A 24,184-nucleotide genomic window follows, 5' to 3' on the forward strand; every position below is an offset into this window, starting at 1 on the left:
TGCAACGTGCCGCGGCGAACGCCCACGGTCACAAAACGAACTACATGCGTCCGCAGAGGGTGAACTTGACGACGGCGGGCGCCGTCGGGTCGGTCAGGTCGACCAGGCGCCACGTCCACGTGCCGGCCAGACCCAGGTAACGGCCGGCGGTGCCGTAGACCGGGGTGCCGACCCACTTCTGGCCGATGACGTCGCTGCGGTCCATCGACCCGGAGGCGACGAGGCTGCCGTCGGCGAAGGTGTACTGCTGCGTGACGTACTGGATGATGTGCCCGTCCGACGCCCGCTTCTCGACCATGCTGTTGACCCCGGCCGCGTCGCCGACCTTCGTCGTGCCGGACGGGTCGTAGACCGAGTCGAAGTAGGTCAGCTGCAGGCCGACCGGGACGTTGCGCGGGTCCGGCAGGGGCTTGTTGGCGTCGTGCTTGTCGGTGCGCTCGAAGTAGTCGATGGTCGTGCAGCCGTACTTGCCGTGTCCGGCCCCCGTCGCCGTGGCCTCGGCGGAAGAGGCGGCGAAGGCGACGCCACCGATCGCGCTGACGGTCACCACGGCGGCGGACAGGGCGAGCGGGCGGCTCGGTTTGCCGAGGCGCATGAAGGCCTTCCCTTCTGGTCGGGTCGTACCGGCCCGAACGGCCGGCACAACTGCGAAGGTCATGCTTGGCCAGTCCGCTAAAGCGGCCCTTGCGCCGCGGAGGCGTCGGAGCGGAACCGGTTGATGCTCCGGAGGTGGCGGGCGCGCAGCTCCGGGTCGCGCACGCCGAGGCCCTCCTGCGGCGCCAGGCACAGCACGCCGACCTTGCCCTGGTGGCGGTTCTGGTGCACGTCGTGCGCGGCCTGGCCGGCCTCCGCGAGCGGGTACGTGCGCGACAGTGTCGGATGGATCGCCCCGCGCGCGATGAGCCGGTTGGCCGCGGCCGCCTCGGCGTAGTTGGCGAAGTGCGAGCCGATGATCCGCTTGACGTGCATCCACAGGTACCGGTTGTCGAAGTGGTGCTGGTAGCCGGTCGTGGAGGCGCAGGTGACGACGGTGCCGCCGCGGCGGGCCACGTAGACGCTGGCGCCGAACGTGTCCCGGCCCGGGTGCTCGAAGACGATGTCCGGGTCGTGGCCGCCGGTGAGCTCGCGGATGGCCTGCCCGAAGCGGCGCCATCCGGCAATGCTCGGGGTGTGCTCGTCCTCCCAGAACCGGAAGTCCCCGGCGGTGCGGTCGATGACGAGCTCGGCGCCCATCCGCCGGCACAGCTCGGCCTTGGCGGCGGAGGAGACCACGCAGATCGGCACGGCGCCGCCGTTGAGGGCGAGCTGGGTCGCGTACGAGCCGAGGCCGCCGCTGGCGCCCCAGATCAGGATGTGGTCGCCCTGCTTCATACGGGCCCCGTTCTTGGAGACCAGCTGCCGATAGGCGGTCGAGTTGACCAGCCCGGGCGCGGCCGCCTCCTCCCACGACAGGTGCGCGGGCTTGGGCATCAGCTGGTTGGTCTTCACCAGCGCGAGCTCGGCCAGGCCGCCGAAGTTGGTCTCGTACCCCCAGATGCGCTGCTGCGGGTCCAGCAGGGTGTCGTCGTGCCCGGCCGGGTCCTCCAGCTCCACCGAGAGGCAGTGGGCGACCACCTCCTGCCCGGGCTTCCACAGGTGCACGCCCGGCCCGGTGCGCAGCACTACGCCGGCGAGGTCGGAGCCGACGACGTGGTACGGCAGGTCGTGCCGGGCGGCCAGGGGCGAGGTTCTGCCGTACCGGCGCAGGAAGGAGAACGTCGAGACGGGCTCGAAGATGGACGTCCACACCGTGTTGTAGTTGATCGCCGAGGCCATCACGGCGACGAGCGCCTCGCCCGGCCCGACCTCCGGCGTGCGCGCCTCGACCATGCGCAGCGACTTGCGCGGGTCCTTGTCCCGCGTGGCCATGCCGGCGAACATGTCCTGCTCAGCCGCCTGCACCGCCATGCCCCGGTACGTCGGCGGGACGGGCATCCCGGCCAGCTCCCCGGTCCGGTCCGCGAGGATCGCGTCCAATACGTCCTGCATGTCGTCACCCTTTCCGCGGCCCTAGGCCGGCACCACGATTGCGCTGATCACGAGCCCGTCCCGGCGCACCCAGCGGCCGTCCAGCCGGTGCAGCGGCGGGGTGTCCCGCGCCGGCCACGGCACCAGCAGCCGGGCGGTGAACGTCCGCCCCGCCGGGTCGATGAGGATCTCGGCGTCCTCGAAGCCCAGCCAGGCGCCGGTCAGCGGGAACCAGGCCTTGTAGACGGACTCCTTGGCGCTGAACAACAGCCGGTCCCAGTGCGCGGCCGGCTCGGCGGCGAGCCGGCGGACCATGTCCCGCTCGGCCGGCCGGGCCACCGACTCGAGCACGCCGCCGGGCAGCGGCGCGTCGGGCTCCGCGTCGATGCCGATCGAACGGATGTCGTCGCGCCGGGCCACGGCGGCCGCGCGGTACCCGTCGCAGTGGGTCATGCTGCCGACGATCCCGGGCGGCCAGCCGGGCGCGCCGCGGTCGCCGGGCAGGATGGGCACCGGCGGCACGCCCAGGCCGGCCAGGGCCGAGCGGGCGCACGCGCGCACGGTGGTGAACTCGCGGCGGCGCTTGTCGACGGCCCGCGCGACGAACGGCTCCTCCTGCGGGAGCAGGGGTTCGGACAGGTCCGCCGCCGTCTCCCGGACCGCGATCGTTTCCGGCAGGAGATCCCGCAGCGCGGTCATCGGCGGCGGGGGCGGGCCCGCAGCAGGCGCAGCGCGGCGCCCAGGGCCATCCGCTGCGCCGGGAGCGCCCGCCGCGCGTGCAGCACCGCCCAGACCGACCACAGCCGGGTCTCGGCGATGTGGCCGGGGGAGCCGTGGGTGTCGTCGTGCTCCAGCAGGTGCGCCTCGCGGACCCGGGAGCGGACCAGTTCGGCCTCGGCGGGCGGGATGATCTCGTCGCGGGCGCTCTTCATGTAGTACACCGGAATCTCCAGCGCCCGCAGCTGCTCATCGCTGAGGGCCCACTTGTCCAGCTGCCCGGCGACGTCGTCGCGCCCGGTGCGGGTCAGGTGGGCCAGGGTGTCCATGGTGAGCCGGGGTACCGTGCGCAGCCAGGCGCGGTCGGTGAAGAAGCCGCGCACCGGCGCGCCGGCGGTCACGATGCCGCGGATGCGCGGGTCGTCCAGGGCACAGCGCATGGCGAGGTGGCCGCTGAAGCTCAGGGCGAGCGCATACGTCCGCGACACGTCGGCCCGGCCGGCCACCGCGTCGAGGACGGCGCTCAGCATGCGCCAGCTGTCCGGGGTGTACGGCAACGAGTTCTCCCCGACGCCCGGCATCTCGGTGACCACGCCGGCCATCCCGAGGCGCGTCACCGCGGAGAGGATCGGCGCCCACTGCTCCTTGATGCTCACGATGCCGCCGGTGACCACCAGCAGCGGGCGCGGCTTGGCGGCCGACAGCCCGGCGGCCCAGCCGTGGACCTGCCCGCCGTCGACCGCGATCCGCTCGATGCCCGGCCCGCGCCACCGGTCGAACGCGGCCACGCACCGCCGTAGCGCGTCGGAGCGGGCGGGGCCGTCGACGAACGGGAAGCGGCCCATGTTGTAGCACTGGGCGGCCTCCAGGTGCTTGCCCCGCTCCTCCAGCGCCGCGCCGGCCCGCGTCCACTCGATCGCCCACGAGCCCTCGGCGCCGTCCTCGTCGTTGTCGACGCGGGCGAGCACGTCCCGGTAGCCGGCGATGTTCTGCGCGCGGGCGTGGGTGACGGCGAACTCCTTGAGCTCGGCGACGTCGTTCATCCCGCGACGCCCGCCTCGACGGGCGCGGCCGCCTCGGCCGGCGCGAACGTCTCCAGCGAGTCCTTGATGCCGGCCAGGACGTCGGCCGCCTCGGCGCCGTCGATGACGCGGTGGTCGAAGGCCAGGCTGAGCCGCATCACCGGGGCGATGACCACCGCGCCGCCGCGGGCCACCGGGCGGTCGAGGATCCGCCCCATGCCGAGCGTCACGGTGGTGCCGCCGACGGAGTGGAACGAGTCCACCGGGCGGTGCCCGAGCGAGGTGACCGCGAACGTGCCCATCAGCTCGGCCCGGCGGCGCAGCGATCGGTTGGCCATCCGCGCGGCCAGCCGGCCCAGCCCGATCGGCATCCGGTGCAGGGCGCGCACCTTGGCGAGCTCCGGCATCGTCGCCGGGTCGCCGTCGCGGAAGTGCTCCAGCCGCCGCTGGATGTCCTCCAGCGGGGCGGCGTCCAGGTCGGGCAGGACCGTGGTCAGCACGACGCGGTGCCCGTCGAGGGTCTTGTCGAAGGTGACCTTGCCGGCCACCCGCTCGTAGCGGGCCACCTTCGGGCGCCGGCCGCCGCCGATCGCGGCGTTGGCCTCGGGGTGCGCGGCCAGCACCCGGGCGGCGCAGTAGAGCAGGTAGGTCACGGGGGAGACGGGCCGCCCGGCCGCCCGTCCGGCGGCCCGGTGCACGACCACGCGGGCCATGTCGACCTCGGTGTCGAGGAAGACCGGCGCGATCGCGCGGGCCTGCTCCAGGAAGAACAGCGTGTGCCGGCGCTGCGGCGCGAGCGGGGCGACGCTCATGCCGTCACCTCCGCTGCGCTCCGGCGACGGCCTGAGCCAACCCCGTGCTTGTTGTTCGCGGCCCCTCCGCTCCGCTCCGGACCGCTCATGCCGTCACCTCCGCTGCGCTCAGGCGACGGCCTGAGCCAACCCCGTGCTTGTTGTTCGCGGCCCCTCCGCTCCGCTCCGGACCGCTCATGCCGTCACCTCCGCTGCGCTCCGGCGACGGCCTGAGCCAACCCCGTGCTTGTTGTTCGCGGCCCCTCCGCTCCGCTCCGGACCGCTCATGCCGCGGCCCGCTCGTGCAGCTCCTGCAGGCTCTGCGCCTCCAGCAGCTCCGGCAGGGAGATGGGCCGGCCGATGCGCTGCTCGAGGATGGTCAGCAGCCACAGCAGGTGGACGGAGTCCCATCCGGGCAGCTCGTCGAGCCGGCGCCCGAGGTCCGCGCGGGACACCTCCAGGCTCAGCTCGTCGCGGAGCAGGCCGACGAAGTCGTCAACGTCCACCAGCTTGTCCCTTCCGGGGGTAGGGGTACCGGCGCCCACCATCGACCGGCCCGCTTAAGCGGCGCTTACTCCGCGACGCGGGTCCGGCCGGTCCAGCGGTAGACGATCGGCACGCCCACCGGGCAGGCGGCCGGGTCGCGCTCGAAGTGCTCGTAGCCGTTGAGGTGCGGCACCTTGATCTTCTCGTCGGTGTGCGGGACCTGGCGGGCGCGCAGCTCGGCCGGGAAGTGCGCCGGGCCGCCCTCCAGGATCGCCTCGACGAGCTCCACCGGGTCGTTGTCGAGATCGGGGACGTGAACCATCGCATGGCCTCCTTTGAGGGGCATGACAGCGGCTTGGGTTCGCCCGTGGCGCGGCCGACCGCGGTGGCGGCGGCGCCCTCGGCAGCTGTGACGTTATGCACAGCCCAGGGGGCGGCCAACCCTTAGCGGCCCCCTAACCGGCAGCGATAGGGGCCGTTTCCGGGTATGCCGGGGCGGGCGCCGAGGCGATGCTAGGTATCACCGCCCGCGGAGAGGAACGCCGACGTCATGACCCAGCTGACCAGCGCCCAGCAGACCTGGATCCGGCGGTTCCACCCGGCGCCCGGGGCCGCCGTCCGGCTGGTGTGCTTCGCGCACGCCGGCGGCTCGGCGAGCTTCTTCTTCCCCGTCTCGGCCCGGATGGCTCCCGCGACCGACGTCTTCGCGCTGCAGTACCCCGGGCGCCAGGACCGGCGGGCCGAGCCGAACATCGACAGCATCAGCCGCCTGGCCGACGCCGCGTTCGGCGCGCTCGAAGGGCTGCTCGACCGGCCGACCGCCTTCTTCGGGCACAGCATGGGCGCGGTGCTCGCCTACGAGGTGGCGCTGCGCTTCGAGGCGGCCGGCGGGGCGCCGCTGCTGCGCCTCTACGCCTCGGGGCGGCGGGCGCCGTCGCGGTACCGCGAGGAGGCCCTGCACCAGCAGGGCGAGCAGAGCATCATCGCCGAGCTGCGCGAGCTGGACGGCACCGGCGGCGGGCTGCTCGACGACCCAGACGCGCTCGCCATGATCATGCCGGCGATCCGCAACGACTACCGGGCGATCGAGACGTACCGGCACACGCCCGGCCAGGCGCTGTCGTGCCCGGTCACCGCCGTCATCGGCGACCGCGACCCGCGGGTCTCCGCCGCCGAGGCGCGGGCCTGGGCCGACCACACCACCGGCCCGTTCGACCTGCGCGTGTTCCCCGGCGGCCACTTCTACCTGGTCGACCAGAGCGCCCGGCTCATCCAGCTGATCCGCGATGACCTGACCGCCGCGGCCGCGAGCAAGGCCTGAGGAGGCCGGCCCGCGGCGGGGCCGCCCGCGCAGGCTCAGTGGCCGCGCGGGCTCAGTGGCGGCGTGCGCTCAGTGGCCGCCTGGGCTCAATGGCCGCGGGCTCAGTGGCCGCGCGGGCTCAGTGGCCGCGCGGGCTCAGTGGCCGCGCGGGCTCAGTGGCCGCGCGGGCTCAGTGGCCGCGCGGGCTCAGTGGCCGCGCGGGCTCAGTGGCCGCGCGGGCTCAGCGGCCGCGCAGGCTCAGCGGCCGCGCAGGCTCAGCGGCCGCGCAGCAGGTGCTTCTGCACCTTGCCCATCGCGTTGCGCGGCAGGTCCGGCACGATGCGCACCTGGCTCGGCCGCTTCTGCGGGGCCAGCATCCGCGCCACGAAGTCGATGAGCTCCTGCGGCCCGACCCCCTCGGCGCACACGTAGGCGACCACCCGCGCGCCCCCGTCGCGGTGCGGCACCCCCACCACCGCCGCCTCCCGCACCGCCGGGTGGGCCAGCAGGGTGTCCTCCACCTCGCCGGCGCCGATGCGCAGCCCGCCGGCGGTGAGGATGATGTCGGTCGGTACCCGCCCCACGATGCGGTGCCAGCCGTCCGGCCCGATGCTCGCCGCGTCGCCGGTGCGGAACCACCCGTCGGCCGTGTAGGCGGCGTCGCCGGGTGGGCGGTTGAGGTACCCCCCGAACAGCATCGGCCCGCGCACGCACAGCTCGCCGATGGTCTGGTCGTCGCACGGGATCGTGGTGCCGTCCTCGGCCGCGAGGCGGGTCTGCACGCCCCGCAGCGGGGTGCCGGCGAAGCCCGGCCGCCGCTCGCCCAGCGCCCGCCCGCCGACGGTCACCAGCGTCTCGGTCATGCCGTAGGCCTCCACCGGCCGGTGCCCGGTCAGCGCGGCCAGCCGGTTGAAGACGGTGACCGGCAGGGCCGCGTCGGCGGAGACGAGCAGCCGGGCGCCGCGCAGGGCGCGGGCCGAGGCCGGGTCGGCGCAGATCTGCGCCCAGATCTGGGGCAGGCCGAGGTACATGGTGCCGTCGGCGGCCGCGTAGTGCTTCGAGCCGGGCCGGCCGGTGTGGCGCAGGCGGCAGCCCACCCGCAGCGGGCCGAGCAGCCCCGCCACGAGGCCCTGCAGCCGGGACAGCGACAGCCCGTGCACGACCACGTCGCCGGCCGTCCAGGCCCACGCGTCGGCCAGCGCGTCCATCTCGGCGGCCAGCGCGGCCCGGGAGATGACCACGCCCTTCGGCACGCCGGTGGTGCCGCCGGTGTAGAGCACCAGCGCGGGGCCGGACGCCGGCGGCTCGGGGTGGCTGCCGGCCGAGCGGCGGCGCAGGTCGACGGCGACCGCCGGGATGCGGGGGTCGATCGGCTCGGCCCGGGTGGACAGCAGCACCCGGGCCCCGGAGTCGCCGAGGATGTGCTGGCGCTGGCGGAGGTCGGCCTCGGCCGGCACGGGCACGGCCGTCACCCCGGCGATGAGCGCCGCCACCACGGCCACCACCGACTCGATGCTCGGCGTGGCGTCGATGGCCACCATGCCGGCGCCCCGGATCTCGTCGGCCAGGGCGGTCGCGCACAGCAGCAGCTGCTCGCGGGACAGCTGCCGGTCCACGACCCGGATGGCGTCGGGGCGGTCGTCGCCCGCTCCGAGGAGGCCGGAGAGTAGGGCAGGCACTCGCGTCTCCTTGGGCTACCCGGCGTCATGTACTGGGCGGAACGGCCGAATTCCGCCGAAGATGGGACGATTCTACAGCGAATGCCGTCAATGTGTAGCCGCCTGGCTACGCTCCGGGCGGCCAGCCCACGACGTCGGAGGTGAGCCGCAGCGGGAGGTCGGCCCGGCTGTTGATGTTCAGCTTGCGGTACACCCTGGTCAGGTGCTGCTCGACGGTGCTCACGGTGACGTAGAGCTTGTCGGAGATCTGCCGGTTGGTGTGCCCCTGCGCGGCCAGCACCGCCACCCGCCGCTCGGCGTCGCTGAGTTCGCTCACCGTCTCCTCGACGGGGGTGGGCGGGGCCGGCGGGGCGGTGCCCAACGGGTCGGCCGCCGGGTCCAGGCCGCCGAGGAACGCCCCGCACATCTTCGCCAGGTCCCGGGCCCGCCGCCGGGTGACCCGGGCCTGCCCCAGGTTGCCCTCGTCCTGCTGGGCCTGGCTCAGGTCGGTGAGCGCGTAGGCCAGCTCGAGCCGGTCACCGCAGGACTGCAGCGCGGTCACCGCCCGCTGCAGCAGCTCGGTGCGGCGCGGGTCGCCCGTCGCGGCCAGGATGCGCAGCGAGATCGCCCGCGTCCGCACGTGCCCCGGCTGGAGCCGGCGCAGCTGCTCCACGATCAGGTCGTGGGCCTCGCGGGGGCGGCCGAGGGCCAGGTGCGTCTCGGCGGCCTCGCCCCACCACGGTACGAATGCCGGGATCTCCGCCTCCCAGGCGGTCATCAGCTCGCCGATGGTCTGGAAGTCGGCCAGGGCGGCCGAGTGCCGGCCGGTGGTGCGGAAGTAGCGGCCCCGCGCCTGCAGGTAGTGCAGCCCGATCGGGGTCTGGAACAGCGCGTCGGGCACCGGCATGCGCAGGTGCGTCACGGCGTCGTCGTAGCGGCCCATCGCGGTGCAGGCGCGCAGCAGCGTCGACAGCGGCGCCCCGATCGCCACGCCCCAGGCCTTGGGCGGGATGACGGCAAGGGCGGCCCGCGCGTAGTCCTCGGCGACGCGCAGGTCGCCCTGGCGCAGCGCGATCTCGGCCCGCAGCGCTGCCAGCACGGCGTGCCAGGTCGGCGCCCGGCGCCCCTCGGCCTCGTGCAGCAACGCGTCGCAGCGCTGCGCGGCCATGCCGAGCCGGTCGCCGTAGACCAGCGCGGCCAGTGCCACTCCGATCGGGCCGATGGTGCGCTCGTCGAGGCGGCTGCCGTGCAGGATCTGCTCCGCCTCGGCCACGCAGCGCGCCGTCGGGCCGCTGGTGAGCACCTCGACCAGCAGGTAGCCGGCCTGCAGCCGGGTAGTCGCCGGGCCGGTCGCCGGGCAGTCGTGCGTGCGGCCCGCGCCCGGGTAGGCGCAGGCGGTCCACAGCCGGGACAGGTTCAGGCCCTCGGTCGCCTCGGCGTCGAGCCGGTCGGCGTTGCGCCCGATGACGTCGAGCAGCGCCACGGCCTTGTCCACCCGCCCGAACCACAGCAGCCAGTCGACCACGCTCAGCGCGTCGCGCCCGGTGAGGTGCCCGGCCCGCACGTAGCCGGCCAGGTCGGTCAGATGCCGGGCGGTGCGCTGCGGGTTGAGCCGCCACTCGGCCCGGGCGAGCGCGGCCTCGCTCACCGCCCGCTGCGCCTCGTCGCCGCCGATCTGGTGGGCCAGGCGCAGGAAGCTGATCGCGGCGTTCACGTCGCCGATGGCCAGGGCGTGGTCGGCCGCTTCGTGCAGCACCGGCGGGATCCACGGGTCCTCGACGAAGTCGGCCAGCAGCAGGTGCCGGGCCACCACGACGGCCGGTGCGGCGTCGCTGTTGAGCAGCCGCGCGGCCCGCAGGTGCATGGCCGCGCGCTCCTCCGGCACCATCCCGTCGAGCACCGCGGCCCGGGCGGCCGGGTGGCGGAACTGCCCGTCGTCGAGGAAGCCGCCCGCGTTCAGCGCCTCGACCGCACGCTGGGCGAGCTCGGGCTCCACGTCGGCCAGCCGGCCCAGCAGCGGCATCGAGGCCGGTTCGTCCAGCACGGCCAGCGCGCGGGCCACCTTCAGGAGGGTGAACTCGCAGCGGTACAGGCAGATCACCAGCGCCTGGGCGAAGCCGGCCCCGACGACCAGGTGGCCGGGCGCGGCCCCGCGGTCGCCGGTCGAGTCGGCGATCAGCCCGCGCAGCAGCGCCGGGTTGCCGCCGGTGATGCGGTGGCAGTCGGCGGCCAGCGTGCGGGTCGCCGCCGTGCGCGGCGACGGGGCCAGCACCTGCTGCACCCCGGTCCGCGACAGCGGCCCCAGCCTGATCCGCGTGGTGCGCGGCTCGTGCAGCAGCTCGGCGTGGAAGGCCGGGTGCACCGGGACCAGCCGGGTGGCCTCGTTGCACACCACCAGCACCCGGGCCTGGCGCAGCCGGCGCACCAGGTACGACAGCCACTGCAGCGAGGCACCGTCGATGTAGTGCACGTCGTCCAGCGCCACGACGAGCGGGCGCTGCTCGGCCAGCTGCAGCATGGCCAGGCACAGGCCCTGCAGGACGTGCGCGGAAACCTCGCCGCCGGTCTCGCCGTCCCCGTCGTTGATCATCGAGGAGAAGGCCCCGTCGTCGAGCAGCCGCGACACGCGCTCCTTGCCCTCCGGGCTCAGGTCGGCGTGCCGGAACAGCTGGCCCACCACGCCGAGGGACAGGGTCCGCTCGGCGCGGGAGCCGACCGCCCGCAGCACCCGGGCCCTCGACCCCACCTCGTGATCGGCGAAGGCCTGCAGCAGCGCGGTCTTGCCACTGCCCACCGGGCCGGAGACCAGCACCAGCTGTCCCCGGCCGGCGAGCGCCTCCTCGAACCGGTCGGCCATCGCCGACAGCTCCGCCTCGCGTTCGACAAGGATGCCCACCCCCGTACGGGCCGAAGTCATCGCACCAAAGCCTCCGTCACAGCGGAATGTTCCCGTGGTGACCCCGGCCGGCCGGGGCGCCGGCGAGCGCCTCGGCGACGCGCAGCCGGGTGGTGGCGGGATCGATCACCTCGTCGACCAGGCCGAGCGCCACGCCGCGGGCCACGCCGCCCGAGGTGCGCTCGTGCTCGGCCATCAGCCGGGCCAGCAGCTCGGCCTGGGCCGGCCCCTCGGCCGCGGCCAGCGCCTTGCGGTGCAGCACCCGCACGGCCGCCTCGGCGCCCATCACGGCCACCTCCGCCTGCGGCCAGGCCAGCACCGCGCTCGCCCCCAGCGACCGGGAGTTCATGGCGATGTAGGCGCCGCCGTAGGACTTGCGGGTCACCAGGGTCACCCGCGGCACAACCGACTCGGCGAAGGCGTAGAGCAGCTTGGCGCCCCGGCGGACGACCCCGTCCCACTCCTCCTTGACGCCCGGGAGGTACCCCGGAACGTCCACGACGACGAGCAGCGGCACGCCGAACGAGTCGCTCATCCGCACGAACCGGGCCGCCTTCTCCGCGGTCAGCGAGTCCAGGCAGCCGCCCCGGCGCAGCGGGTTGTTGGCCAGCACGCCCACGGTCCGCCCGCCCAGCCGGCCGAAGCCGGTCACCATGGCGGCGGCCCACTTCGGCTGCAGCTCCTCGAACTCGTCCGGCCCGTCCAGGATGGCCCGCACCAGCGGGCGCACGTCGTAGGCCCGGCGGGACCGGCCGGGCAGCAGCGCGGCGAGGTCGACCGGCTCCCGCAGCCCGTCCAGCGCGAAGCGGCCGGGCCGCTGCAACAGCCCGACCAGCCGGCGGGCCCGGCGCAGCGCGTCGTCCTCGGAATCGGCCACGATGTGGGCCACGCCGGAGCGGCGGCCGTGTGCCTCGGTGCCGCCGAGCCCCTCCATGTCGATCTGCTCGCCGGTGACGCTGCGCACGACGTCCGGGCCGGTGATGAAGAGCCGCCCGGCCGGCGCCATGATGACGACGTCGGTGAGCGCGGGCCCGTAGGCGGCGGCGCCGGCGGCCGGGCCGAGCACGACCGAGATCTGCGGCACCTTGCCCGAGGCGCGGGTCATCGCGGCGAACATCCGGCCGACGCCGTCCATGGACTGGATGCCCTCGGTCAGCTTGGCGCCGGCCGAGTGCCACAGGCCCACCACCGGGCAGCGGTCCCGCATGGCCGCGTCGATCGCCTCGACGATGTGCTCGGCGGCCGCGTGGCCGATGGCGCCGCCGCGCTTGGTGGCGTCGGTGCAGTACGCGACCACCTTCACGCCGTCGATGCGCCCTCGCGCGGTGACGATGCCCTCGGCGGGGTCGGCGTGCAGCGCGGTCAGCGTCCCCTCGTCGAGCAGCCGCTCCAGCCGGTCCCGGGCCTCCGGCGCCTTCGGTCTGACCGCGACTTCCGGTTGGACCACGACTTCCTTGATCACCACGGCCGGCAGCGTCACGGCCAGCTTGATGTGCGCCGCGGGGGAGGGGATGACGGCCAGGTCGTGCCGGAAGGGGCTGCCGGCCGCGAACCCGTTGCGCGGGTAGAAGTCGGCCACCTTGCCGTTGCGCGCGGTCGCCCGGTAGTCGGCGGTGACCGCGGCCGCGCCGCTGTCGCGGGCCCACCGCAGCACCTCGGTCAGGCAGCTCGACTCGATGCCGCGGGAGAACACCCGGCAGCTCAGCAGGAAGTTCTCGATGTGCAGCCGGTCGCCCTCGCGCCGGGTCATGATCGCGCCGACCAGCCCGTGGTCGCCGAAGCGGTCCCGCGAGCGGATGGTGAGCACCGGGGCGGCCGCGTCGCCCAGCCGGGCGCGGACCTCGTCCGGCTGCAGCCGCTGGCCGGCGAGGTGGAACTGGTTGGTGCGCAGGGTCAGCTGGGACACCCGCGCCACGTCGGCCTCGCCCATCGGGCGCAGGTCGACCTCCAGCCCGAGCGCGCCGAGGTAGTCGTCGAGGGAGGCGAAGGTGTCGAGGAAGTCCTTGCGGGCGAGCTCCTCGCGGTACCGGTCGGTGCGGACCCGGTCCTCGTCGGTCAGCTCCCGGGTGTCGAACCACCCGTCGCGGACCAGCTTGAGCACGTGCGTCGCCGGATCCTCGTCGACCGCCACCACCGCGACCTCGGGGAGCTCCTGCCGGATCAGGCCGCACTCGTACGAGCTGTCGTCGACGAAGACGACGCTGTCCAGGCCGATGTTGAGGTCCGTGGCCAGCTCGACCAGGTTTTCGTGCTTCGGTCGCCAGTTGGCCACCACCCGCACGAAGTCCTCCTCCCGCAGTGTCATGTCGGGATGCCCGCTCAGCACCGACCGTACCTCGGAGGCATCGTTCTTGCTCACTGCGGCGAGCAGCACGCCCTGCGACGTGATCTGCTTGACGACCCGCTGGAAGGCCTTGTACGCCTCGCCCCGGTAGCTGCCCGCCACCTCGATGCCGTCGGCGCCGTCCTCGCCGAGGATGCCGCCCCACGTCGTGTTGTCCAGGTCCAGGGCCAGGCACTTGCGGGTCCGCCCGACCAGGTGCCGGGCCAGGTGGCCGACCTCGCGGGCGTACTCCACCAGCAGCTCGGCCGACAGGTGCGCCTTGGCGTACACCCGGTGCCGCGGCTCGCTCACCGCGACCGGCCCGCTCAGCAGCGGGTCGAGGTCGAGCACGACCAGGCCCGGGAAGGTCTCCGGCAGCCGCAGCAGCCGCGCGTTGGCCTCCCGCCAGACCGCGCCGAGCCGGGACCGGGACCGGTGGTCGAGCAGCTGCGCGGTGAGCTCGCGGGGCAGCGGAAGCGTGTTGAGCACCAGCACTCCGCCCTGGGCCTGCTGGAAGGTCGCGGCCAGCCCGGCCAGCAGCTCGACCTTCTCGGCCAGGACCCGCTCCACGTCCTCGACCCGCCACGGCACCGGCACCTCGTCGAAGACGACGGCCGGGTCGAGCACGCACAGCACGACGTCGGGCTCGGCCGCGTACAGCGCGCTGCCCGGCTCGGCCAGGTCGAGCACGTAGCCGTCGAACTGCCCGGCCACGGCCCGGCACAGCACGCCGTGCCGGGCCAGCTCCGCGGTGAGCGCCGGCACCAGGCCGGCCAGGGTCCCGTGCCCGGTCACCGCGACGGTCAGCGCCGGCAGGCCCGGGTGTTGCGCCAGCACGTCCTCGGCGCTCAGCCGCGACAGCAGGGTGCCGGCGCGCATCAGCTCGCCGCCGGACAGCCCGTCGAGCAGCCGGCCGATGCGGGGGAACTCCCCGGCGAGGCGGCCGGAGCGGTGCAGGTCGAGTAGGAGGGATCCCGGCTCCTGGGCGGGACTCCCGGTTTCGCGCGTGAGCGTGGTCATCGGTTCTCGAACCCTCTACTGCCGGCGACGTGATAAACCGTAATCGATGTATCGCGCGCCTCTAAAGGCGGCCTTACGCCGCTATGCGGCGGCGTCGACCTCAAGCCGCTCGTCCGCCCGAAGAATTGCCTCGTGCAATTGCTGCAGGGCCCGGCTGGGCTCCAGCCCCAATTCCTCGTTGAGGGTCCGGCGGGCGATGTGGAACACCCGCAGGGCGTCGGCCTGCCGCTCCGATCGGCACAGCCCGAGCATCAGCTGGCGATAGAACGTCTCGCGCAGCGGGTACTCCCCGATGAGCGTGAACAGCCAGCCGACCAGCTCCCGGTGCATCCCCAGGTGCAGCTGCGAGTCGATGAGCGACTCGATGCACTCCAGCCGCGCCTCCTCCAGCCACGTCACGAAGCTGGTGGTGACCGGCCCGCTCACCGCGTCGCCGAGCACCGGGCCGCGCCACAGCCGCAGGGCCTCGCCGAACGCGTGCGCGGCCGGCCGGTGCCGGCCGCCGCGCAGGTGGGCCCGGCCCTCCCGCATGAGCGCCTGCAGGTCGTCAACGTCGAACCCGGCCGCGCCCAGCCGGAACACGTAACCCGGCGGCCGGGTCACGATCGGGCTGTCGCCCTGCGCGTCGAGGCCCAGCATCTTGCGCAGCTTGGAGATGTACACGTGCACCGCCGCGATCGCGCGGTCCGGCGCGCAGCCGCCCCAGATCTCGGCGATGACCTCCTCGGTCGACACCACCTGGTTCGCGCGGATGAGCAGCAGGGCCAGCAGGACCTCGATCTTGCGGGCGGCTATCGACCGGGTGCCCTCGTCGTTGGTTATCCGTAACGGCCCGAGAATTTCATACCGCATATGCGGCCTCCGATCCGTGCGCCCCGTATTCGCCCCACGCAGAATCGCAAGCCCCGTGTCATTGTATGTCCGTTGTACCGACTCAGGTCTGTCGATTCCGAATTCACGAATTGTGTGAATCGATCCTATCGACGGCACCCCTACGCCGATAACCCCTATCCCGTACCCCTGCTCCCCTATCGGACTGTAGTCGCTGCTCAGTAGCGGTGAAGGCCCGATGGCAACACCGAATGATCATTCGCTTATATATTTACAAGAAATTGACGTTGCTCAGTTGATGATGTCGAACTCGCCCCAACCCGCGCCGAGCGGCACGGGGGAGAGGAACGTGGCCAGCGGGTGCCCGGGCCGGAAACCGCCGGCGTGCGGGTAGGCGACCAGCGTCCCGTCCGCCCGCACCGCCAGCATGTCGGGCCGCCCGTCGCCGCTCACGTCGGCGATCGCCACGATCCGGTGCCCGGCCGCCACCTGGATGACCGGGTGCCAGCGCGGCGGGTCTCCGGCGAGGCCGAGCTCGAAAGCCGCGAGCTGCCCGTTGGCCCGGCTGACGACGAGGTCGAGCCGCCCGTCGCCGGTCACGTCGGCCATGCCGATCAGGTAGTCGGTGCGGGCCACCTCGGCCAGCACCTCGGGCGCCCGCAGCCGCGGCCGCCCGGCCACGATCTCGGTGCGCAGCACGTCGACGACGGGGCTGCCGGCCCGGCGGGCCACGATCCCGACCCGGCCGTCGCCGTCCACGTCGGCCACGGCCAGCGAGTGGTAGGCCCCGCGGGACAGGTCGCACCCCAGATCGAGGGGGCCGTCCAGCACGAGCCCGCCGCCTGGGCCGGGCGTGCCCGGGTACAGCACGCACCGCCCGGCCGGCGTCACCGCGACGAGGTCGGTGCCCCCGCCGCCGGTGAAGTCGCCGATGCCCAGCCACTCCACCGACCGCGGCCCGAACCGGTCGCTGATCAGCAGCGCCTCGGCGTAGGTCTTCGGCCCGTCGAGCGCGCCCTGGTGACGGAAGTGCAGCAGTTCGCCGGTGTAGTAGTTGCGCACGACGAGATCGGACCGGCTCATGGTGGCTCCTAAGGCAACAGAGGAAACTAGACGCGGGCCAGTGCAGGGAAGATCGCGCGCATCGGCCGCGGCACCCCCCGCCGGCGCCACTCGCGCGGGTAGCCCAGCGACACCTCTTCGAAGCGCACGCCGTCGTGCCAGGTGGTCCGGGGGATGTGCAGGTGGCCGTAGACCACCGCGGCGGCCCGGAAGCGCAGATGCCAGTCCGCGGTCAGCTCGGTGCCGCACCACTGGGCGAACTCCGGGTAGTACAGGACGTCGGTCGGCCGGCGCACGAGCGGGTAGTGGTTCACCAGCACGGTCGGCCGGTCGGGGTCGCACGCGGCGAGCCGGCGCTCGGTCAGCCCGACCCGCGCCCGGCACCAGTCGTCGGCACCCGCGTAGGGGTCGGCGTGCAGCAGCATCTCGTCGGTGCAGACCACCCCGGCGGCGTGCGCGCGGCGCAGCGACTCCTCCTTGGTGTGCACCCCGGGGGCGCGGAACGAGTAGTCGTACAGCGTGAACAGCGGCGCGATCGTCACCGGCCCGCCGGCGCCGTCCCAGACCGCGTAGTCGTCCTCCGGGGTGAGGACGCCCAGCCGGCGGCACAGCCCGACCAGCGCCTCGTAGCGGGCCACCCCGCGCAGCCGCACCGGGTCGTCGGGCGGCGTCCACAGCTCGTGGTTGCCGGGCGCCCAGATGACCCGCGCGAAGCGGTCCCGCAGCAGGGTCAGCGCCCACTCGATGTCGGCGAAGAACTCCCCGACGTCGCCGGCCACGATGAGCCAGTCGTCCCCTCGCACGGGCCGCAGCCCCTCGACGACCTGGCGGTTCTCGGCGTAGACGACGTGCAGGTCGCTCACCGCGTACAGCGATCCGGACGCCATCGGCACGCCCCCTAACGCCCCTCGGTCCCGCCACCGTATGCCGGGTTCCGAGCGGCCCGACACCCGTAACGCACCCCTAATGCGTAGGGTTGAGTCATGACCCGCGCGAACAGGGCGATCGTGCACACCGAGTTCGGCGACGCATCGGTACTGCGGGAGCTCACCCGCGAAGTGACCGATCCCGGCCCGGGCGAGGTCCGCGTGCGCGTGGCCGTCTCCGGCGTCAACCCCACCGACTGGAAGCAACGCACCGGCGCCACGGCCACCTCGGACGTGCCCGCCGGCGGCGCGGTGCCCAACCAGGACGGGGCCGGCGTCGTCGACGCGGTCGGCCCGGGGGTGCGCGGCCTGGCCGAGGGCGACCGGGTGTGGCTCATGCTCGCCGCCTACCAGCGCCCCGGCAGCGGCACCGCGCAGCAGTACACCGTGGTGCCGGCCGAGCGCGCGGTGCCGTTGCCCGACGGGGTCGGCTTCGCGGCCGGCGCGTGCCTCGGGGTGCCCGCGCTGACCGCCCACCGCGCGCTCACCGTGCACGACGGCGCCCCCGCGCGGCTCGCACCGGGCGCGCTGGCCGGCGTCAACGTGCTCGTCGCCGGCGGCGCCGGCGCGGTCGGCAACGCCGCGATCCAGCTCGCCGTCTGGGCCGGGGCGTCGGTCGTGGCCACGGTCAGCGGGCCGGAGAAGGCGGCGCTGGCCCGGGCCGCCGGCGCCGGCCGGGTGGTCCGCTACACCGACCCGGACGCGGCCGAGCAGGTCCGCGACGCGTTCCCCGGCGGGGCCGACGTCGTCGTGGAGGTGGCCGCCGCCCACAACGCCGAGCTCAACCTCGCCGTGCTGCGCCCCGGCGGCACCATCGCCGTCTACGCCAACGACGGGCGGGGCGGGCCGCTGGCCCTGGACGTGCGCCGCAACATGGTGCTCAACGCGCGGTACCAGTTCGTCCTGCTGTACACCGTGCGCCCGGAGGCCCTCGCGGACGGCGCCGCCGCCGTCAACGATGCCCTGGCCGGCGGCGGACTGCGCTTCGGCGCCGACGCCGGCGTCCCCCTGCACGTCTACTCGCTGCCGGAGACCGCCGCCGCCCACGCGGCCGTCGAGTCCGGCGCGGTCGGCAAGGTCCTCATCGAGGTCGACCCGGACATCTGAGCCAGCGCACCAATCGCGTGCGTCAGGCGGCTCGCGGTTCGCTCGCAGCGGGCATTCAGGTGGAATTCAGGCACCCACCCGACCTAAGACACACTTAAGGTAGCACTGGGTATCGCCTGTTCGGTCAGCCATTCCCGATGAATGGATTACTCGCCGTTTCTTGATGTTCATCTCCCGCATGTCCGGCGTGCGTACAGGAACGCGTGGCACGTCATCGCCGATATCGACTGTCAGCACGGTGGCCTGCGCGCCGGTAGGAGCCACAGCTGCCCGGCGCGCGGGTACGGAACATTCGGGGAGGAATGTCCACATGTTGCCGCCACGGTTCATTTTCCTGGCGATCGTCACACCCGACGATGACGAGTCTGTTGCGGACCGGCAACAGCGAACCGCATGGATGCTGTGCTCGCCCAACAACCGGATCCTGGGCCGAGGGGAGCGCACCTTCGACTCCGAGGCACAGTGCCGCGAGGCCGTGCTCGGCGTGGTGCGCGCGGCCGACCGGCTCAACGCGGTCTCGACCGCGCTCGGGACCAGCGGGCACTGGGTCTGGCGGGTCGAGCTCGACGGTTCGCCGGTCGCGGTCTCGCATCGCTCGTACCTGCGGGCCCGCGAGTGCCAGTACAACGTCGGGCGGTTCCTGGCCGCACTGCCGGCGGCGCTGCTGACGGATGGCCGCCGCCTGCTGCGAGAGGCGCCCCGGGCGGTCGAACGGCTGACCCGGGGCCCCGCCGAGACTTCGCCCGCGAGACGCGATCCGGCCGGGCGCGTGGCCTAGGGAAAGCCTGGAGAATGCCTGGCGCGTGGCCTGGTGAAAGCCTGGTGTGTCGCCCGGGGAAAGTCGAAATAGATAACTGAATGATGCGGGCAGCGGGGTGACCGAAATGGTGACCACGCCGGTGGATGCTGCCCCGGCAAACGCTCGGAAAATGCTTCATTCGTCGTTCATGATTCGACTCCCGATATTTGGTTCTGGACTGCCAGCGTCCCTTGCGCATCCATTCGTGGCTGCAGGCGAAATGACAGCAACTCGCAGCTTCAGTGAGGCAGAAGGGCTCGGAATGAGAAGACTCAGCAAGGCCGGCCTCGGCATCCTGGGGGTCACGGCCCTCATGCTCACCCAGGCCACCGCGGCGCACGCGGACCACGCGCCCGAGGCCGTGGACGTCGTCGGCGTCGGCTCGGACACCATCCAGTTCGCCGCCAACTTCCTGGCCGACGGTGACTACCTGGGCAACCCGGGCTACAACTCCTCCGGCGGCCGCGTCATCAACTTCGACGCGACCGGCGACGCCAGCGGCAAGCTGACCAACGGCGCGACCGTCGTGCTGCGGGCGGGCACCGTGCCGGTGACCCGGCCCAACGGCACCGGCGGTGGCGTCAGCTTCCTGAACAACAGCGACAAGGGCGCGACGCACAAGGTGCAGTACGTCCGCATGTCGCGCCCGCCGTCGAAGGCCGAGGACGACGCGGCCGTCGCCAACGGCTGGGGTGGCCTGCACTGCTACCAGATGGCGCTGGACGGCCTGAAGATCGCCGTGTCGAACCTGACCGCGACCAACGCCGGCACCAACGGCATCAGCAAGGCCGACCTGGTCCAGATCTACTCGGCGACCGGCACCATCCGCACCTGGGGCCAGGTCACCGGCTGGAACGGCCCGTCCGGCGCGGCCAGCACGGCGATCGTGCCGGTCCTGCCGCCGTCGACCTCGGGCACCGAGCAGTTCTTCATCCAGCAGCTCGGTCTGACCGAGGCCCAGGTCCGGGCCGACGTGACCCGGGCCGAGGAGCACGACCCGGCCGCCATCCAGAGCAACGCGAACGCCATCGCGCCGTTCTCGACGGCCCGCCAGGGCATGATCCACAACGGCTACTTCAACGGCGGCACCGCCCCGTCGACCGACCCGGTGAAGCTGCTGGGCCCCGGCTTCAGCGTGACCCGCCCGGTGTACATCGTCGTGCGCCAGAGCGAGATCAACGCGAAGTGGAACAAGGACCTGTTCGCCCCGGGCGGGTTCATGTCGCAGTCGTTCCTCGCCCAGCCGCTGATCGAGGACGCGGCCGGCTTCACCTACCAGTACGCCGACGCCGGCCTCTGCCACACGGCCTGACGTCGGTCGCACCACCAGTAACAGGCACGACCGCACGTATCGCAACCCCGGCCGGCGTCGCCGGCCGGTTCCACACCGAAGGGAGCCCCAAGTGGGCATTCGCTCGAGGTCGTTGATGGTCGGGGCGGCCGCTCTGGTCGTCGCGGCCGGCGTTCTCGTGAGCGGGGGCAGCGCGTTCGCCGCCACCATCACGCCGCCGTTCGAGCCGGACCCGAGCGTGAGCGGCGCGCTCACGCTCTACAACGCGGCCGGCCAGGTCATCACCGGCGGTAACGTGGCCGACAGCCCGATCGTCGCCTACGCGGAGGCGGATGGCAGCGGGCGTCCCGGGGACAACCGGGCGTTCCTGCGGGTGGCCACGCCGAAGGCCAACACCCCGCCGGACCAGTTCGTCAGCGGCCTGCTGACGAGCGCGCAGAACTTCCCGAACACCAACGCGCCGGCGCCGCTGAACACCTCGGCCAACGCGGTCGCGACCGGCCTCGCCGGCGTGCCGTCGCTGGCGAGCTACATCGCGTCGAACCCGAACACCGAGACGGCCGCGAACCTGGCGAACATCTACCAGCTTCGGCTCATCACCACCGCGGCGGGCCAGCCGCAGAACACGAACTACTACCGGGTCGACATCCAGGTGAACCCCGCCGCGGGCACGTGGTCGGTCGTCTACCCGGGCACCAAGACCAACACGGCCACCACGCTGACGGCCAGCCCGAACAGCCCGGCCAACCACGGCTCGCAGGTCACGCTGACCGCGAAGGTGACCCCGGCCGGCACCGCCGGCTCGGTCCACATCTTCGACGGCAGCAACGACCTCGGCGCCGCGACCTACAACGCCGCGACCGGCACCGCCACCCTGGCGACCACCCCGGCCGACGGCAACCACACCTTCACGGCCAAGTTCACGCCGGCCGACACCGACTCGTTCAACGCGTCGACGTCGTCCGACCTCGCCTACACGGTGAACCCGGCCGGCACGCCGACCACCACCACCCTGTCGGTCACGCCGCCCAGCGGCGCGCCCGCGGGTAGCGGCGGCACGCTCGACGTGAACCTGTCGGCCCAGGTGGCCCCGGTCGGCACCGCCGGCTCGGTCCACTTCTTCGACGGGACCACCGACCTGGGTGCGGGCAACTACACCGCCGCGACCGGGACGGCCACGCTGACGACGAGCCTAGCCATCGGCAACCACCTGCTCATCGCCACGTTCGCGCCGAGCGTCGGCGGCTTCCAGTCGTCGTCCTCGTCGATCATCAACTACGCCGTTGTGGGCAGCAACTCGGCCGCGATCCCGGTCGACGCCCAGAACGACACGCAGCCGTTCGCGGGCGCCCTGTCGCTGCAGGTCGCCTCGGGCACGGCCGTGCACCTGACCCAGGTTCCGGTGACCGACCCGAACGGCCACCCGGCGCAGGCGACCGACCCGACGGGTCACCGCCACGCCTGGGTGTTCACCGGCTCGCTTTCCGGCGTGTCGGTCAACGACACCCGTCCGACGCAGGATGGCTGGACGCTCAACGGCCAGGCCGCTGACTTCGTCAACGGCACCACCACCGTGACGGGCAGCAACCTGGGCTGGACCCCGGCTCTCGCCACCGGCGGCGACGCCGAGGGCACGCTGGGCGCCGGCAACTCGGTCGACTCGAAGCTCAAGACGGCCTCCAGCGACGGTCTGCACACCAGCAGCCTGTTCGCTCACGCCGGCGCGGGCAACGGCCTGGGCACCCAGAACCTCAGCGCCTCCCTGGAGCTGCGGATTCCGGACACGTCCCCGACCGGTCTGTACCAGAGCACGCTGACGCTGACCCTGGTCAGCCCCTGACGCGGATGACCCCGCGCTAGCACCACAACGCCAGGTCGGCCGGGTTTCCGGCCGGCCTGGCTCCCAGCATCTGCGGTTGCCAGAGAACGGAACCCTCCATGAAGACAGCCCGCACGTACCTCGCCCTCCTGGCCGCGACCGTCGCCGCGTTCCTACTGGCCGCCGGCGCCCCCGCGCGCGCCGAGCCTGCCGACGACGGCAACCGGGCGTGGTCCGTGCGGCCCGGGACCGCCGACGGCAAGCCCGACCGGCGCACCCACTACACGCTGCAGGGTGACCTGGGCAAGAAGGTCCAGGAGATGGTGCTCATCACCAACTCCAGCAAGGTGAAGGCGTCGTTCCTCGTCTACGGCACGGACGCGTTCAACACCGACACCGGCGCGTTCGACCTGCTCCCGGCGGCGACCAAGCCCACCGGCATCGGCTCGTGGATGAAGTTCGCCAGCCCGGCCGTCGAGATCGAGGCCGGCGCCACCGTCGCGGTGCCCTTCATCATCGACGTGCCGGCCGGCGCCACGCCCGGCGACCACGCCGGCGGCGTCGTGGTGTCGCTGGCCGCCAACGGCACCGACGTCAAGCTGGACACGCGCGTGGCGGTCCGGGTGTACCTCAGGATCGCCGGACTGCTGCGCCCGACGCTCGAGGCGCAGAAGGTCCAGGCGTCGTACGCCGGGGTCAGCAACCCGATCGGCAAGGGCGGCGTCGACGTGACCTACACGGTCGTCAACACCGGCAACATCCGGCTGGCCAGCCACGCGAAGATCAACGTGACCTCGGCGCTCTTCGGCACCCGCCTCGGCGGCGAGGCCAAGAAGGAGCTGACGGAGCTGCTGCCCGGCCAGCGCGTGACGTACACCGCGCACGTCGACGGCGTCTTCCCGGCCGGCCCGATCGACGCCAACGTCATCCTCGAGCCCTACGCCGACCCCGACCAGCCGGTCGGCCAGCAGATCGCCACGGCCAAGACCTCGGTGACCATCTGGGCCGTGCCGTGGCTGATCACGCTGCTGATCGTGGCCGTCCTCGTGGGCCTGGCGGTTCTCATCGGCATGCGCTTCGGCCGGCCCCGCCCGGGCAAGGGCAAGGGTGGCGGCGGCGCGCCGAAGAAGCCGACCCCGCCGACCCCGCCCACGCCGTCCAAGGCGGCGGAGACCCCGAAGCGCGCCACGCGCCCGGTCCGTGACATGCCGAACGTCGCGCGCCCCGGCAAGCAGGAGAAGAAGCCGGCCACGACGGTCGTCGAGGCGGCCAAGTGACCCGGCGGCTGCGCATCGGCGCGACCGTCGTGGCGGTCGCCGCCCTGACCCTCCTGGCCGCGTGCGGTGGCGGGCAGAAGGACCGGGTGCCATACCACGACTCCCGCTCCACCGGCGCGCTCGTGCTCTACGGCGCCGACGGCAAGGCGAAGAGCACCGGCAAGCTGTCCGACAAGCCGTTCGTGGCCAAGGCGGTGAGCCAGGTCTCCGCGCCCGCACCCTACGACGGGGACGGGCGGAAGGCGTCGCTGCTGGCCTACCAGCCGCGCGAGGGCGTCGACCCGTCGCTGTGGGCGGGCACGTTCCTCACCGGCGCGAGCACCTACGACGACAAGGCCCACCCGACGGCGCAGGCGCCGGCCGAGGGGCTCTCGCTGCGGGAGTTCATCGAGAAGTACCCCACCCGCTGGAACGGCCTCGTCCAGCTGCGGATGTATCTCGGCGTGCCCAACGAGCCCACGCTGAACAGCTCCTACGCCACCGCCGACCTCAAGGTCGAGGGCGACACGTGGACGCTGGTGGCGACGAGCGCCCAGGCCGCCGGCCGGGCCCCGCGCGCGGGCGGCCTCGGCCTCGCGATCGGCGCGCCCCGCCGCGACGAGGGGGTGCCGATCGTGGTCAGCGTGCCCGGCAGCCCCGCGCCGACCACGGCCACGACCACCCCGACCGCCACGACCACCCCGAGCTCCCCGGGCGGCGACCTGCCGCGCACGGGCCTCAACATCCTGCTCATCGCCGGAGTCGGCGTCGGCCTGGTGGCGCTGGGCGCCTCGGTGCTCGTCGCCGCCCGCCGCCGCAGCGAGCGCGCTGGGAGCCGTTCATGACACACGCCGCAGACACGCAGCAGTTCCC

General features: G+C 73.3%; 20 protein-coding genes and 1 pseudogene. 7 read left to right on the forward strand and 14 right to left on the reverse strand.

The features are described 5' to 3' along the window. Positions 1-40 precede the first annotated feature (40 nt). From ABD352_RS15795 to ABD352_RS15825, 7 genes are all read right to left on the reverse strand, one after another. Complete coding sequence (locus ABD352_RS15795; protein ID WP_344613114.1) at positions 41-595, reverse strand: allene oxide cyclase barrel-like domain-containing protein; 555 nt, start codon at positions 593-595, stop codon at positions 41-43. Between the two features lie 77 nt (positions 596-672). Continuing rightward, positions 673-2,028, reverse strand: a complete 1,356-nt coding sequence (ccrA, locus tag ABD352_RS15800) for a crotonyl-CoA carboxylase/reductase (RefSeq protein ID WP_344613115.1) — start codon at positions 2,026-2,028, stop codon at positions 673-675. A gap of 21 nt (positions 2,029-2,049) precedes the next feature. Then, complete coding sequence (locus ABD352_RS15805; RefSeq protein WP_344613116.1) at positions 2,050-2,706, reverse strand: 4'-phosphopantetheinyl transferase family protein; 657 nt, start codon at positions 2,704-2,706, stop codon at positions 2,050-2,052. Next, positions 2,703-3,767: an alpha/beta hydrolase gene (locus tag ABD352_RS15810; protein ID WP_344613117.1), complete on the reverse strand. Its 1,065-nt coding sequence runs from the start codon at positions 3,765-3,767 to the stop codon at positions 2,703-2,705. Before ABD352_RS15810 ends, ABD352_RS15805 begins: the two co-directional genes overlap by 4 nt. Then, complete coding sequence (locus ABD352_RS15815; RefSeq protein WP_344613118.1) at positions 3,764-4,558, reverse strand: 2-oxo acid dehydrogenase subunit E2; 795 nt, start codon at positions 4,556-4,558, stop codon at positions 3,764-3,766. Before ABD352_RS15815 ends, ABD352_RS15810 begins: the two co-directional genes overlap by 4 nt. A gap of 263 nt (positions 4,559-4,821) precedes the next feature. Continuing rightward, the gene (locus ABD352_RS15820) at positions 4,822-5,043 is read right to left on the reverse strand and encodes an acyl carrier protein (RefSeq protein ID WP_344613119.1); all 222 of its coding nucleotides are present in this window, start codon (positions 5,041-5,043) and stop codon (positions 4,822-4,824) included. Between the two features lie 65 nt (positions 5,044-5,108). Beyond that, positions 5,109-5,345 (reverse strand): DUF5988 family protein, encoded by a 237-nt coding sequence (locus ABD352_RS15825; protein WP_344613120.1) that lies wholly within the window; start codon positions 5,343-5,345, stop codon positions 5,109-5,111. 228 nt (positions 5,346-5,573) lie between these two features. Between ABD352_RS15825 and ABD352_RS15830 the strand changes: the two genes are divergently transcribed. Then, a complete protein-coding gene (locus tag ABD352_RS15830) occupies positions 5,574-6,344 on the forward strand; it encodes a thioesterase II family protein (protein WP_344613121.1) in 771 nt (256 codons plus the stop codon). A 254-nt stretch (positions 6,345-6,598) separates the two neighbouring features. On the opposite strand, the gene ABD352_RS15835 is transcribed toward ABD352_RS15830, so the two are convergent. From ABD352_RS15835 to ABD352_RS15865, 7 genes and pseudogenes are all read right to left on the reverse strand, one after another. Beyond that, entirely contained in the window at positions 6,599-8,002 is a 1,404-nt protein-coding gene (locus tag ABD352_RS15835) for an AMP-binding protein (protein WP_344613122.1), read from the reverse strand. Between the two features lie 106 nt (positions 8,003-8,108). Continuing rightward, positions 8,109-10,898 carry a helix-turn-helix transcriptional regulator gene (locus ABD352_RS15840; protein ID WP_344613123.1) on the reverse strand — a complete coding sequence of 930 codons (2,790 nt, stop codon included), beginning with the start codon at positions 10,896-10,898 and terminating at the stop codon, positions 8,109-8,111. Between the two features lie 16 nt (positions 10,899-10,914). After that, entirely contained in the window at positions 10,915-12,324 is a 1,410-nt protein-coding gene (locus ABD352_RS15845) for an acyl-CoA carboxylase subunit beta (RefSeq protein WP_425553560.1), read from the reverse strand. 111 nt (positions 12,325-12,435) lie between these two features. Continuing rightward, a pseudogene (locus ABD352_RS15850) lies at positions 12,436-14,220 on the reverse strand (HAD-IIIC family phosphatase); the annotation flags it as partial. A gap of 81 nt (positions 14,221-14,301) precedes the next feature. Continuing rightward, on the reverse strand, positions 14,302-15,072 hold the full coding sequence (locus ABD352_RS15855) for an AfsR/SARP family transcriptional regulator (protein WP_344613124.1): 771 nt from the start codon (positions 15,070-15,072) through the stop codon (positions 14,302-14,304). 270 nt (positions 15,073-15,342) lie between these two features. Beyond that, positions 15,343-16,134, reverse strand: a complete 792-nt coding sequence (locus tag ABD352_RS15860; protein WP_344613125.1) for an FG-GAP-like repeat-containing protein — start codon at positions 16,132-16,134, stop codon at positions 15,343-15,345. A 26-nt stretch (positions 16,135-16,160) separates the two neighbouring features. Then, a complete protein-coding gene (locus ABD352_RS15865; RefSeq protein WP_344613126.1) occupies positions 16,161-17,000 on the reverse strand; it encodes a metallophosphoesterase family protein in 840 nt (279 codons plus the stop codon). A 96-nt stretch (positions 17,001-17,096) separates the two neighbouring features. Between ABD352_RS15865 and ABD352_RS15870 the strand changes: the two genes are divergently transcribed. The 6 genes from ABD352_RS15870 to ABD352_RS15895 all read left to right on the forward strand — a co-directional run bounded on the left by ABD352_RS15870 (position 17,097) and on the right by ABD352_RS15895 (position 24,156). Beyond that, positions 17,097-18,146 carry an NADPH:quinone reductase gene (locus ABD352_RS15870; protein ID WP_344613127.1) on the forward strand — a complete coding sequence of 350 codons (1,050 nt, stop codon included), beginning with the start codon at positions 17,097-17,099 and terminating at the stop codon, positions 18,144-18,146. A 310-nt stretch (positions 18,147-18,456) separates the two neighbouring features. Continuing rightward, positions 18,457-18,924: a hypothetical protein gene (locus ABD352_RS15875; RefSeq protein ID WP_344613128.1), complete on the forward strand. Its 468-nt coding sequence runs from the start codon at positions 18,457-18,459 to the stop codon at positions 18,922-18,924. A gap of 283 nt (positions 18,925-19,207) precedes the next feature. Next, positions 19,208-20,257, forward strand: a complete 1,050-nt coding sequence (locus ABD352_RS15880; protein WP_344613129.1) for a PstS family phosphate ABC transporter substrate-binding protein — start codon at positions 19,208-19,210, stop codon at positions 20,255-20,257. A gap of 91 nt (positions 20,258-20,348) precedes the next feature. Then, on the forward strand, positions 20,349-22,076 hold the full coding sequence (locus tag ABD352_RS15885) for an Ig-like domain repeat protein (protein WP_344613130.1): 1,728 nt from the start codon (positions 20,349-20,351) through the stop codon (positions 22,074-22,076). A gap of 98 nt (positions 22,077-22,174) precedes the next feature. After that, entirely contained in the window at positions 22,175-23,332 is a 1,158-nt protein-coding gene (locus ABD352_RS15890; RefSeq protein ID WP_344613131.1) for a WxL protein peptidoglycan domain-containing protein, read from the forward strand. Continuing rightward, entirely contained in the window at positions 23,329-24,156 is an 828-nt protein-coding gene (locus tag ABD352_RS15895) for a hypothetical protein (RefSeq protein ID WP_344613132.1), read from the forward strand. The genes ABD352_RS15890 and ABD352_RS15895 overlap by 4 nt, the downstream gene beginning before the upstream one ends. Positions 24,157-24,184 lie beyond the last annotated feature (28 nt).

This window comes from Dactylosporangium salmoneum (assembly GCF_039532525.1).
Classification (GTDB): Bacteria; Actinomycetota; Actinomycetes; order Mycobacteriales; family Micromonosporaceae; genus Dactylosporangium; species Dactylosporangium salmoneum.